The organism is Gordonia aurantiaca, assembly GCF_039939235.1.
GTDB lineage: Bacteria > Actinomycetota > Actinomycetes > Mycobacteriales > Mycobacteriaceae > Gordonia.
This window is the reverse complement of the sequence record NZ_JBDUUF010000014.1, coordinates 59,712-71,473: the sequence shown is the minus strand read 5'-3', so window position 1 is coordinate 71,473 and position 11,762 is coordinate 59,712. Positions and strand designations below refer to the sequence as shown.

Below are 11,762 nucleotides of genomic sequence, written 5' to 3'. Positions count from 1 at the left end.
CTTGGTAGGTAACTCACTGACCACTACGCGATGACCCACCCCAAAGCCCTCAAGACACACCGGGCACAGTCCATCCCGTCCGGCTCCAGCCCCGAAACCCCACCAACCCAGGGGACTTACCCCAGTGTCGTCGTCACCATCGAGGCCGCACGCCCGTCGGCGATCGCACCCGTGATCGCCGTCGCACATGGGATCTCGATGCGCGAACGCGAGGTCGTCGACCACCTCGTCACCGGGATGGGCACATCTGCCATCGCCGATTCGCTGGGGATCTCGTCGCACACCGTCCGCGACCACGTGAAGTCGATCCTGCACAAGTTCGGCGCCTCGACCCGGGCCGAGCTCATGGCCCTGTTGCTGGGCACTCATCGGGCCCGCTGACCGGTCTCCGGTTCTGCCGGTGTCCGCCGGCGCAGTCATCCGAACGGACTTCGTCGCCCACATTCGGCTACCGGCATCAGCACGCAGGCGCCGGGTTCGCCGAGTCGCCGCTGCGCCGGCCCATCGGCCCGTTCCGCGCCCCACCCATGCCCCTTCACGCCGGACCGAGGCGCCACAACCGGTCAGCGACCGCGAGATCCCTGACGCACCGGGGGCCGCCGCTCGGTCGCGGCATCCGGCTCCTGCCGACGCCGGTGCACGACGACGCCGATCGTCACGATCACCACGGCCGACAGCACCGACAACCCGATGGCCTCCCGCCGTTCGTCGTCGAAGGCCATGAGCACCAGGACTCCGACGATGAACGCCATGACGACGACGGTCAGGTACGGGAACAACCACATGCGGACGGGCGGACGTTCTCCCCTCGCCCGGAGCGCGCGGCCCAGGACCAACTGGCTCGCCGACACACTCAGATAGACGAACAGCGCGACGGCGCCGCTGGTGGCGAGGAGATAGCCGAAGATCTTGTCCGGCAACACGTAGTTGCCGATCACCGCCACGAAACCGACGACCATCGACGCCAGCACCGCGACCCACGGAACCCCGTTGCCCGTCAGCGACCGTACCGCCTGCGGGGCGTCGCGACGGCTGCCGAGTGAGTAGAGCATGCGTGACGCCGTGTAGAGCGCGGAGTTCAGGCACGACGCGACGGCGGTGAGGATGACCAGATCCATGATCAGCGCCGATCCCGGAAGGCCGATGGCATCGAGCACCGACTGGTACGACCCGTCGTCGAGCCGGTCGTAGGGCATCAGGGCGACGACGACGAAGATCGAGCCGAGGTAGAACAGCGAGATCCGCCAGATCACCGAGTTCACCGCCCTGGTGATGCCGCGCTTCGGGTCCGGGGATTCCGCGGCGGCGATGGTCACGATCTCGGTGCCCATGAACGAGAACATCGTGACCAGAAGTCCGGTGATGACCGCGCCGAAACCGTTGGGCATGAACCCATCCGGCTCCCACAGATGGTGCAGCCCACTGACGCCCGAACTCGGGACGAGACCCAGGATCGCGAGGGCTCCGACGACGATGAACGCCACGATCGCAAGGACTTTGATGAGTGCGAACCAGAACTCGAACTCGCCGTAGTTCCCGACGCTGACGAGGTTGGTGACCGTCAGCGCGATCGTGACGGCCAGTGCCCAGATCCATTGGGCGCCACCGATGAGGTCGGTGAGGATGGCCGCGGCCGCGGTGGCCTCGACCGGGATCACCAGCACCCAGAACCACCAGTACAGCCATCCGACGGAGAACCCGGCCCATCGTCCGAGGGCACGGTCGGCGTAGACGGAGAACGAACCGGTGTCGGGGTCGGCGGTCGCCATCTCGCCCAGCATCCGCATGACGAGCACGACGAGGGTTCCGGCCAGCGCGTACGAGATGAGGACCGCCGGTCCCGCCTTCTCGATCGCCTCCGCCGATCCGACGAACAGACCCGCACCGATCACCCCGGCGATCGAGATCATCGTGATGTGCCTTGGCTTCAGACTCGACCCGAGCCGGTCGGCGGGCTGTGCCGGGGCATCGTCCCGGCTCGACGACGAGTTGCTCACCGCGGGGTGGTGCCCGCTTGACGACCATGCAAAACCTCGTCGCCCCTCGACGCGGCGGCGACATGCGCGGACACTGGGAGAACCGACCGAGGAGGCTCGTCGTGAATCGTGTCCGCGTGCTCGTCTCCGCGGTGGTGGCGGTCGGCCTGATGGCAACCCCCTCGGTCGCTGCCGCAGCCCCCACGCTGCTCCCGTTCCAGGTCAACCCCGCGCCGCTCGGGAATCCGAACGGCAGCTTCGACGCGCCGGCGATCCGGTGTGCCGTGGAAGTCGGGAGACAGGCCGGTGTCGTCACCATCACCGGTGGCGAGCGCGACCGCTGGGGCTGCCTGATCTCCGGCGACGTGCGGTGGCTGAACCTCTCCACGGGCACGCACGGGATGGCCCGGATGTCACCGGGCCTCCACGGACATCCACCCGAGGCGACGGTCCGCACGGGATCGGGCCGGGTGACCATCGTGATGCTGCAGGCGGTGCCGGGCAATGTGACGCCGGGCCTCACAACGTTCTCCGTGCCCTGAGGCACCCGGCTCGACGTCGCGCCGGGCGGTGTGGGGCCAGGTGTTCGACGCCTGGTCGACCAGCGCCAGGTGCAGGAGCGGATACGGCCGCCCCGCCTCGTCAAGCGCGCGACGGCCGATCACCTCGAAGCCGCGTCGCCGATAGAACCGCACGGCCAGGTCGTTCTGTTCGTTGACGTCGACGGATCGCACACCCGCCGTGCTCACCGCGTGCGTGAGGAGAGCGCTACCGACGCCCGTCCCGCGAGCCTCGGCGCGGACGAACAGCATCTCCAGCCGCGTCACCAACGTTCCGGCGAACCCGACCGCGCTCCCGTCGACATCCGCGACGGTCAGTTCGACCTCCGGTAGGTGGGCCGACGCCATCTGGCCCTCGATCTCGTCCCGATCGTGCGCGGAGAGGAAATGGTGAGTGGCGTCGACGGCGCTGCGCCACACGTCCACCAGGACCGGGTATTCGGACGGGCCGAGGCAGGGGCGAAGACGGACGGGTGGGTCCATCGGTCTGTCGTATCGGGCACTTCCGCAGGCGGTTTCACGCCCCGCCCGCGGGTCGGGGATTCGGGCGGTTCTTCGTCAGATCCTGTGCCAGCATCACGATGATGCCGCTGGGCCCGCGCAGGTAGCTCAGCTTGTAGATGTCCTGGTAGTTCGCCACACCGCGCAAGGGATGCCATCCGTGCCGCGCAGCGATGTCCAGCGCAGCGTCGATGTCGTCGACGGAGAACGCGACACGATGCATCCCGATCTCGTTGGGCAGCGTCGGTTCGGTCTCGATCGCGTCGGGATGGACGTACTCGAAAAGCTCCAGTTCTCCGTTCCCGTCCGGGGTTCGGAGCATCGCGACCTTGGCGTGGTTGCCGTCGAGACCGACTGCGGTGTCGGCCCATTCGCCACTGACCTCGTCCCGACCGACGACGCCGAGGCCGAGATCGGTGAAGAAGGCGATCGCCTCCTCGATGTCGCGGACGGCGATTCCGACGTTCTCGAGTTTGATGGACATGGGGCCACGGTAACCCCGCGCGCGGGTCCGCATCCCGGAATCGCGGTCAGCGTGCATTCGGGCCATGGGCGTCGACGTCGCACCATGACGAGATCCCGGTGCTTTGCTCCCGCCTTCCGGGACAGGACGCAGCGAGATCGTGGACGACACGGAGTCGGTCGTCGAACCTCAGACGACCTTCTTCACCACGCTCGACTTCAGCTGCATCTTCCCGAAACCGGGGACCGTCGCTTCGATGTCGTGGTCGCCGACGCCGTCGGAGATGAGCCTGATTCCGCGGACCTTCGTGCCGATCTTGATGACCCCGCCGCCACCGCCCTTGACCTTGACGGTCTTGACGATGGTCACGGTGTCACCGTCGGCGAGCACGTTGCCGACCGAGTCCTTGACCGCGGACGACTCGGCGTCCTCCGAAGACCCGTCCGACGCCGACCACTCGTGGCCGCACATCGGGCACACGAGCAGCGCACCCTGCTCGTAGGTGAACTCCTGCGCACACTCCGGGCAGGGCGGCAGCCGATCAGACATTGAAGCGGAACTCGACCACGTCGCCATCCTGCATGACGTAGTCCTTGCCCTCCATGCGGACCTTGCCCGCAGCCTTGGCGGCAGCCATGGAGCCGGCCTCGTCGAGGTCGTCGAACGACACGATCTCGGCCTTGATGAAGCCCTTCTCGAAGTCGGTGTGGATGACGCCGGCGGCCTTGGGCGCGGTGTCGCCCCGGTGGATGGTCCAGGCGCGCGCCTCCTTGGGGCCCGCGGTCAGGTAGGTCTGCAGGCCCAGCGTGTGGAAGCCGGCGCGGGCCAGCGAGGTGAGGCCCGGCTCGTCCTGGCCGATGGAGTCGAGGAGCTCCTGTGCGTCCTCCTCGTCGAGTTCGAGGAGCTCGCTCTCCACCTTCGCATCGAGGAAGACACAGTCCGCAGGGGAGACCGCAGCCCGCAACTCGGCCTTGCGGGCCTCGTCGGTGAGCACCGACTCGTCGGAGTTGAAGACATAGAGGAACGGTTTCGCGGTCATCAGGTGCAGCTCGCGCACCGACGTCAGGTCGAACGAATCCTTCTGCGAGAACAGCGTCTTGCCGTCGTTGAGGATCTCCTGCGCCCTCTTCGCGGCCTCGAGCGTGTCGGCGGTGTCGCGGTTCTTGCGCGCCTCCTTCTCCAGGCGCGGGATCGCCTTCTCCAGCGTCTGCATGTCGGCGAGGATCAGCTCGGTCTCGATGACCTCGATGTCGGCGAGCGGATCGACCCGGCCGTCGACGTGGACGACATCTCCGTCGGCGAACACGCGGACCACCTGGCAGATGGCGTCGGCCTCGCGGATGTTGGCGAGGAACTGGTTGCCCATGCCCTCACCCTCCGACGCGCCCTTGACGATGCCGGCGATGTCGACGAACGACACCGTGGCAGGCAGGATGCGCTCGCTGCCGAAGATCTCGGCGAGGCGGTTCAACCGCTTGTCCGGCAGCTCGACGACGCCCACGTTGGGCTCGATGGTGGCGAACGGGTAGTTGGCCGCCAGCACATCGTTACGGGTCAGGGCGTTGAACAGGGTCGACTTACCGACGTTGGGCAGACCGACGATTCCCAGGGTGAGACTCACGGGGGCCCAGTCTATCGGCACCGGCCACGGCACCCGACGCTGCGTCGGGCTCGGGACCGTTCAGACGGTCAGTCGCGTCCTCGCAGACGGTTGAACGGGTTCTTCGACTGCGGCGGGTCCTCGTCGGGTACGCCGACCTGCTCCGTCACCGGGGTCCCCTCGGGCGCCAGGGTCTCGCCGGCCCGCTCGGCGATCTGTTCGTTGATGTAGCGCAGCACCACCGCCAGCGACGCCGCCGCCGGGACCGCGAGGAACGCGCCCGTGATGCCGAACAGCGTGCCGCCGAGGGTCACCGACAACAGCACGACGACGGCGTGCAGGTCCATGGACTTGGCCTGCAGCCAGGGCTGCAGCACGTTGCCCTCGAGTTGCTGCACCGCGAGGATGACGCCGAGAAGGATCAGCGCGGTGGTCAGTCCGTTGGAGACGAGCGCGATCAGCACCGCGAGGGCACCGGCGACGAAGGCGCCGACGATCGGGATGAAGCCGCCGAGGAAGGTGACCACCACCAGGACCCCGGCCAGCGGGACGCCGAGGACGAACAGGCCGATGCCGATGAGCGCGGCGTCGACGAAGCTGACGATCGCCTGCGTGCGGATGAAGCCGCCGAGGCTGTTCCACATCCGGACCAGCACCTCGCCGACGTGGGTGCCAGACGGCTTCCCGACGGACCGGTCGAGCCACGGCACGAACTTCGGCCCGTCCTTGAGGAAGAAGAACACCAGCACGAAGGTCGTGAACAGCGTCACCAGGAACGACGTCGCGGTGCCGACGCCGCTGAAGACGCCTGACGCGATGGTCGTCGCACTCGACTGCAACTTGTGCGTGATCGTGTTGACGATGTTGTCGAGCTGCTCGTCGTTGATGTTGAGCGGTGGGCCCTGCACCCAGTCCTGCAGGCGCCTGATGCCCTCGATCGCGCGACTCGCCAGTTCGGGCGTCTGGTCGACGATGGACGGCACGATCAGCGCGATCACACCGGACAGGACACCGATCCCGACGAGCATCATCAGCAACGACGCCGCTGCGGGCGGGACGTTGTGATTGCGCAGCCAGCGCACCGGCGGCCAGAGGATCGTGCAGACGATGACGGCGAACAGCACCGGCAGCAGGACCACCCAGAACTTGCCGAGCAGCCAGAACAACACCCACAGCGCCGCCACCACGAGGACGATCTCGGCGGACACGATGGCGCAGGAGCGCAGTCCGGCCAACATCACCTGTGCGCGGGTCGGAAAGGCCTTCTCCTCCGCACCGCCGAGAACCGCGTCTCCCCCCAGAACGGCGTCTGCGCCCACCGGGATCGAGTCGCCGGCCTTGCTCGCGTCGTCCGGACGCTGGTCATCCGATTCAGTCACGCGAAGATCCTCACACATCGCGAAGACAATGCGGTGTCGACGCGACGACAACGGCACCAACATTCCGTCGGCGCCGGTGAGGCGACACCGATGTCACCTGCGGCGTAGTTTGCGCCCCAGGAACCGGACCAGCGAGTTCATCGCCTCGAGTTCGGCGTCGAACTGGTTGAACGCGACCGGGACGTCGTCGCGACCGCACTTCTCGGCCTCCGGCATCCCGCCGGGGCGGCGCCGCTCGGGTTCCCCGACGCGTCCGCGATCCCACGGAACAGGCGCGACTCCCCGTTCGGCCTCTTCCGCGAGTGCATGCCTGATCGTCTCCGGACCGTACAGGCCCATCATCATCTCCAGTGCCCAACCGGGCATCGAGGAGAGGGGCAGGTCGTCGTGCCGACTCCCCCGCCGGCCATCGAACCGTGTTGACATGGCGACATCGTGCCACAGCACTGTTAGCCAGATCACAACTTTCGGCCGAGATGTCGCGTCCGATTTCCGCCAGACCGTGAGCGCCGCGAATGACACAGTGGTGTCGTGACCACCACGAGCACCGCACCGGCCGCCGCCGCATCGGCACCGGACTTCGACCGCTGCTACCGCGCCCTGCAGGCGAGGGATGCGCGGTTCGACGGTCAGTTCTTCGTGACGGTGCGCACCACCGGGATCTACTGCCGCCCGTCATGTCCCGCGCAGACCCCGAAGCCACAGAACGTCGCCTTCGTGCTGACCGCGGCCGCCGCCCAGCAACAGGGGTACCGCGCCTGTCGACGCTGCGCTCCCGACGCCGTACCCGGCTCGCCGTTGTGGAACATCAACGCCGATGTCGCCTCCCGGGCGATGCGGCTGATCGCAGATGGCGTCGTCGAGCGCGAGGGTGTCGTGGGACTTGCCGCGCGGCTGCGGTATTCGCCGCGGCACCTGAACCGGGTCCTCACCGAACAACTCGGCGCAGGCCCTCTCGCCCTGGCCCGCGCACATCGGGCGACCAACGCGCGGGTGCTCATCCAGTGCACGTCGATGCCGATGTCCGAGGTCGCGTTCGCGGCGGGTTTCGCCAGCGTGCGTCAGTTCAACGACACCATTCGCGAGGTCTTCGGCCTCACCCCGACGCAACTTCGGCGACTTCCCCACCGCGGCAACGCGACCGCGCCCGGGACGGTCGGCCTGCGCCTTCCGTTCCGGCGGCCGTACCGCTGGGAGTGGATGCGCTGGTTCCTGTCCGCGCACGCCGTGGCCGGCGTCGAGGCCCTCGTCGACGATGCGGACGCACGATCGGGTTGGCGGTACCGACGCGTCCTGCGCCTGCCGCACGGCACCGCGGTCGCGGAGATCGAACCGGACGACGACCACGCGACGGTCGTGCTGTCGCACATCGACATGCGCGATCTCGGTACCGCGGTCAACCGGGTCCGGCGGTTGCTCGACCTCGATGCCGACATTCAGGCGGCCGAGGGGGCACTCACCTCGGATTCGGCTCTGGCGCAATTGATCCGGAGAAGTCCCGGGCTGCGCGTGCCGGGCAGCCTCGACGCCGAGGAGACGATCATCCGCACCATGCTCGGCCAGCAGGTCAGCCTCGCCGCGGCCCGGCATCACATCGACCGGCTCGTCGCCGAACTCGGCGAACCGTTGCCGGACGCCCCGTCCGGCGGGCCGGCGGTGGCCTTCCCGACCGCGGCCGTCATCGCCGACCGCGGACACGAGGTCCTCCGTGGTCCGCGACGCCGGATCGATGCGGTGCTGCGGGTCGCGGAGGCGCTCGCCGAGAACCGGGTGGAACCACATGCGGGGGTCGATGCGTCAGATCTACGTGCGCAGCTGCTCGAGTTGCCCGGCATCGGCCCCTGGACCGCCGACATCGTCACCATGCGGGTGACCGGCGATCCGGACGTGTTCCTCGGCGGCGACCTCGTCGTCGGCAGGGCCGCGGCCGGGCTCGGACTCGACCTCGGCGACACACAACGCTGGGCACCGTGGCGCTCCTACGCCACGATGCACCTCTGGCGGCACGCTCTCGATGCCGCCGGCGAGAACGTATGACGCGCCATATGACCTGACGAGCACCGTGACCTGACGACCGCGTGGTCCACGACGCGACCACCGATTTGCGACCGCCCCCCACCCCGACCCCCCCTCCAGACCCCGAACCCCCATCCAGACCGCGAACCCAGGAGCGACATGTCCGCACCGTCCACCACCGTCACCGACTCCTCGGCACCCGACACCCCGCTGTCCGACACCCCGCTGTCCGACACCCCGCTGTCCGACGGCCCGGAGTCCGCTGCCCCGGGGTCCGCTGCCCCGGGGTCCGCCGGCAACGGGCCCTCGACGAAGGTCCCCGAAGCCGTGGAGCCCAGCACCCCGGCACCGGACGCCGTGCCCGCGATCGGCCGATTCACCACGGTCACCACACCGAACGGACCGTTCACCGTGATCGCCGACGCCGACGGCCGCGTCCTCGCGTCCGGCTGGTCCGACGATCCCGCCCAGCTCGCCGCGCTGATCCACCGGTCACTACGGCCGCCGACGCTCGAGGAGTCGGACGAACTCGACGACCTCACCGACGCGGTGACCGCCTATTACGCCGGCGATCTCGAGGCCCCGTCGCGCATCCCGGTCCTCCAGCGTTCCGGCGGCACTTTCCTCGGCCGGGCATGGGACGCGCTGCGCACCGTCGAACCGGGCAGGCCGGTGACCTACGCGCGGTTCGCCGAGCTCGCCGGAGAACCGGCCGCGGTCCGCGCCGCCGCAGCGGCCTGCGCCCGCAACGCAGCCGCACTGTTCGTGCCGTGCCATCGGGTCAGGCGGAGCAACGGCTCGCTCGGCGGGTTCCGCTACGGCCTCGAGACCAAGAAGTGGCTGCTCGATTTCGAGGCGCCCCGGGACTGAACCACCCGACGCCCGTGGACCCGCCGGTCAGACGGTTTTGTCGGTGCCCTCCGACAGGATCGGGTCCATGATCGCAGCAGCCTTGTCCCTCGTCTTCGGCGTCGTGCTCGGCATCGCTCTCGGGTGGTGGGCACACGCCGCGCGCAGTTCCGCGGTGGTGGCCGCCGCCCGGGCCGAGGTCGAGATGCTGCGGGAAGGCCGCAACGAGGTCGCGTCGACGCTGTCATGGGCCACCGAGGACGCCGCGCGCCGTCAGTCGACGGCGATCGGCAACCAGGTTCAGCACATCGTCGAGCCGCTGCGTTCGACGCTGACGCAACTCGCCGAGGAGTTGCGCCGGGTCGAGACCAACCGCATCGGCGCCTACGCCGGGCTGACCGAGCAGGTGCGCGGCATCCACGCCGCGTCCGCCGCACTCAACGAACAGACCCGACAGCTCGCCAACGCCCTGCACAGCTCGCATGCCCGCGGACGGTGGGGCGAGGTGCAGCTCGAACGGGTCGTCGAGCTCGCCGGGATGACCAAGCACTGCGACTTCAGTACCCAGGTCTCGAAGACGGACAGGGTGTCGGGTGGCACGGTCCGCCCCGACCTCGTCGTCCATCTCGCGGGTGGCCGCGACATCGTCGTCGACGCCAAGGTCCCGCTCGACGCCTACCTGCGGTCGGCGGAGGCGACCGAGCCCGCGGCACGTGACCGACTGTTGGGCGAGCATGCGCGGGCCCTCCGGGCGCACATCGCGCGGTTGTCGGCGAAGGCGTACTGGTCGGCGTTCGAGAACACCCCGGAGATGGTCGTGCTGTTCCTGCCGGCCGATGCGGTGCTCGAGGCCGCGGTCCGGACCGACCCGGATGTCCTGGAATACGGTTTCGCCCGGAACGTGGTGGTCGCGACCCCGTCGACGCTCATCGCGCTGCTGCGCACCGTCGCCCTCGGCTGGCGTCACGACGCCATGGCACGTGAGGCCGCGACCATCCACGCGCTCGGCGTCGAGCTGCATCAGCGCCTGTCGGCGGTGCTGGGGCACCTCGGGACCCTGGGCAGCTCGCTGCAGCGTACGGTCGACGCCTACAACTCGACGATCGGTTCGGTGGAGAGCCGCCTGGGCGTCACCGCCCGACGCCTCGCCGAGCTCGACGCGCTCGGCGAGGTGGGCGAGCCCGACCTGCCACGCGTGATCCATGACACCTGCCGCTCGGCGGGTTCCGCGGGTGCACCTGCGACAACAGCGGTCGGCGCGTCCACGCCACGGTCCGGCGGTGGAGCGTTTTCGACGGATGAACCGGTACCGTGACCATGTGTCTTCCCCGCAACGTCTTCAGACCGCGGTGCCGCTGGACCAACAGTCCGTGCTGCCCGCGGTCCGCGGTGTGCCGTGGTGGGGCGCTGTCCTCCTGGCAACCGGGATCACGGCCCTCGGCGCGGCGATCGACGCCGGCAGCAACGACTCGCTCGGCGGGATCTACAAGTTCTGCTATCTCGTGGGATGCGTGCTCGCCGCGCTCGCGGTTCGCCGTCGCGCACTGTTCACCGCCGCCGCGCAGCCACCGCTCATCGCGTTCTTCGTCAGCATCGCCACGCTGTACGGGCTCAACTCCGAACAGGCGTCATCGGGGCTGAAGAGCCTGATCTTCAAGGTCCTGCTGCCGATCGCGGCCGACTTCCCGTGGATGGCGACGGTCTTCGTGGTCACGCTGGTCCTGGTGCTTGCGCGCTGGTACCTCACCCGGGACCCCGCCGCGCGCACTTCGCCTCGGTCCACCAAGACCGGCTCGAACCGGGCCGCCCGTCCGACCCGTGAGCGCACCTCGCGCGATCGCACCGACAAGGTCGCCCCCGACGCCGGTGATCGCGGAACCGTGGCTCGTCGACCCCGCAGCGGCGCCGCACCGTCGTCGAAGAGCGCCCAGTCGCCCAAGTCCGCCCAGTCGCTCAAGTCCGCCCAGTCCCCCAAATCCGCGTCGAAGCCGAGTCGCTCGGCGACCGCGAAGGCGACCGGCGCCGGCGCCACGGAGCGGATCCGCCCGCCGCGCACCGGTGGGGCCCCGGAACGGCCGACGGCATCGGCCCGCACCGCGACCGCAGAACGCCCGCACCCGACGAACCCGGCCGACCGTCCGTCGACAGCCGACCGAGGCGGTGCACAACGCCCTGCGGCGGCACGGCCCACGGTTGCCGATCTCGCCGCTCCCGAGCTGACGCCGTCCGATGCCCCGGAGGCCGGCGCGGCCAGGGGTGCATCCCCGGAACCGTCGTCGTTCCCGACCTACGAGTCGAGCACCGACATCGCCGATACCCGCTCGTAGCGAGCATGTGCCCCGACGGGCCTCCCAGAGTCGCTGCTTCCAAATCGCTTCATCGCTCCCGTATTCGCGAGTTCCAGCTCACGATTCTGGC

General features: G+C 69.0%; 12 protein-coding genes and 1 pseudogene. 6 read left to right on the top strand and 7 right to left on the bottom strand.

The window, feature by feature from the left end:
- Positions 1-30 precede the first annotated feature (30 nt).
- On the top strand, positions 31-381 hold the full coding sequence (locus ABFT43_RS20895; protein WP_347962194.1) for a helix-turn-helix transcriptional regulator: 351 nt from the start codon (positions 31-33) through the stop codon (positions 379-381).
- A gap of 182 nt (positions 382-563) precedes the next feature.
- Here the strand turns inward: ABFT43_RS20895 and ABFT43_RS20890 are convergent, their stop codons facing one another.
- Complete coding sequence (locus ABFT43_RS20890; RefSeq protein WP_457590205.1) at positions 564-1,910, bottom strand: amino acid permease; 1,347 nt, start codon at positions 1,908-1,910, stop codon at positions 564-566.
- 113 nt (positions 1,911-2,023) lie between these two features.
- Between ABFT43_RS20890 and ABFT43_RS20885 the strand changes: the two genes are divergently transcribed.
- Positions 2,024-2,518 (top strand): hypothetical protein, encoded by a 495-nt coding sequence (locus ABFT43_RS20885; protein WP_347962200.1) that lies wholly within the window; start codon positions 2,024-2,026, stop codon positions 2,516-2,518.
- 120 nt (positions 2,519-2,638) lie between these two features.
- Here ABFT43_RS20885 and ABFT43_RS20880 read toward each other — a convergent pair.
- The 6 genes and pseudogenes from ABFT43_RS20880 to ABFT43_RS20855 all read right to left on the bottom strand — a co-directional run.
- A pseudogene (locus ABFT43_RS20880) lies at positions 2,639-3,019 on the bottom strand (GNAT family N-acetyltransferase); the annotation flags it as partial.
- 34 nt (positions 3,020-3,053) lie between these two features.
- A complete protein-coding gene (locus ABFT43_RS20875; protein WP_347962192.1) occupies positions 3,054-3,521 on the bottom strand; it encodes a VOC family protein in 468 nt (155 codons plus the stop codon).
- Between the two features lie 168 nt (positions 3,522-3,689).
- Positions 3,690-4,049: a zinc ribbon domain-containing protein YjdM gene (locus tag ABFT43_RS20870; protein ID WP_347962191.1), complete on the bottom strand. Its 360-nt coding sequence runs from the start codon at positions 4,047-4,049 to the stop codon at positions 3,690-3,692.
- The gene (gene ychF / locus ABFT43_RS20865) at positions 4,042-5,121 is read right to left on the bottom strand and encodes a redox-regulated ATPase YchF (protein ID WP_347962190.1); all 1,080 of its coding nucleotides are present in this window, start codon (positions 5,119-5,121) and stop codon (positions 4,042-4,044) included. Before ychF ends, ABFT43_RS20870 begins: the two co-directional genes overlap by 8 nt.
- Positions 5,122-5,189: 68 nt before the next feature.
- Positions 5,190-6,497 (bottom strand): AI-2E family transporter, encoded by a 1,308-nt coding sequence (locus tag ABFT43_RS20860; RefSeq protein WP_347962189.1) that lies wholly within the window; start codon positions 6,495-6,497, stop codon positions 5,190-5,192.
- Positions 6,498-6,572: 75 nt separating this feature from the next.
- Positions 6,573-6,905, bottom strand: coding sequence for a hypothetical protein (locus ABFT43_RS20855; RefSeq protein WP_347962188.1), 333 nt, complete (start codon positions 6,903-6,905; stop codon positions 6,573-6,575).
- A gap of 105 nt (positions 6,906-7,010) precedes the next feature.
- Between ABFT43_RS20855 and ABFT43_RS20850 the strand changes: the two genes are divergently transcribed.
- The 4 genes from ABFT43_RS20850 to ABFT43_RS20835 all read left to right on the top strand — a co-directional run bounded on the left by ABFT43_RS20850 (position 7,011) and on the right by ABFT43_RS20835 (position 11,671).
- Positions 7,011-8,516 carry an AlkA N-terminal domain-containing protein gene (locus tag ABFT43_RS20850; protein WP_347962187.1) on the top strand — a complete coding sequence of 502 codons (1,506 nt, stop codon included), beginning with the start codon at positions 7,011-7,013 and terminating at the stop codon, positions 8,514-8,516.
- A gap of 138 nt (positions 8,517-8,654) precedes the next feature.
- Positions 8,655-9,365: a methylated-DNA--[protein]-cysteine S-methyltransferase gene (locus ABFT43_RS20845; RefSeq protein WP_347962186.1), complete on the top strand. Its 711-nt coding sequence runs from the start codon at positions 8,655-8,657 to the stop codon at positions 9,363-9,365.
- Positions 9,366-9,432: 67 nt separating this feature from the next.
- Positions 9,433-10,659 (top strand): DNA recombination protein RmuC, encoded by a 1,227-nt coding sequence (locus ABFT43_RS20840; protein WP_347962185.1) that lies wholly within the window; start codon positions 9,433-9,435, stop codon positions 10,657-10,659.
- Positions 10,660-10,663: 4 nt separating this feature from the next.
- Positions 10,664-11,671, top strand: a complete 1,008-nt coding sequence (locus ABFT43_RS20835) for a DUF6542 domain-containing protein (RefSeq protein WP_347962184.1) — start codon at positions 10,664-10,666, stop codon at positions 11,669-11,671.
- Positions 11,672-11,762 lie beyond the last annotated feature (91 nt).

What these genes read in the sequence shown, in the direction of transcription:
- ABFT43_RS20845 (WP_347962186.1), top strand. Translation starts at nt 8,655, where the DNA reads ATGTCCGCACCGTCCACCACCGTCACCGACTCCTCGGCACCCGACACC.
- ABFT43_RS20870 (WP_347962191.1), bottom strand. Translation starts at nt 4,049, where the DNA reads ATGTCTGATCGGCTGCCGCCCTGCCCGGAGTGTGCGCAGGAGTTCACC.
- ABFT43_RS20885 (WP_347962200.1), top strand. Translation starts at nt 2,024, where the DNA reads ATGCAAAACCTCGTCGCCCCTCGACGCGGCGGCGACATGCGCGGACAC.
- ABFT43_RS20890 (WP_457590205.1), bottom strand. Translation starts at nt 1,910, where the DNA reads ATGATCTCGATCGCCGGGGTGATCGGTGCGGGTCTGTTCGTCGGATCG.
- ABFT43_RS20840 (WP_347962185.1), top strand. Translation starts at nt 9,433, where the DNA reads ATGATCGCAGCAGCCTTGTCCCTCGTCTTCGGCGTCGTGCTCGGCATC.
- ABFT43_RS20860 (WP_347962189.1), bottom strand. Translation starts at nt 6,497, where the DNA reads ATGTGTGAGGATCTTCGCGTGACTGAATCGGATGACCAGCGTCCGGAC.
- ABFT43_RS20875 (WP_347962192.1), bottom strand. Translation starts at nt 3,521, where the DNA reads ATGTCCATCAAACTCGAGAACGTCGGAATCGCCGTCCGCGACATCGAG.
- ABFT43_RS20895 (WP_347962194.1), top strand. Translation starts at nt 31, where the DNA reads ATGACCCACCCCAAAGCCCTCAAGACACACCGGGCACAGTCCATCCCG.
- ABFT43_RS20855 (WP_347962188.1), bottom strand. Translation starts at nt 6,905, where the DNA reads ATGTCAACACGGTTCGATGGCCGGCGGGGGAGTCGGCACGACGACCTG.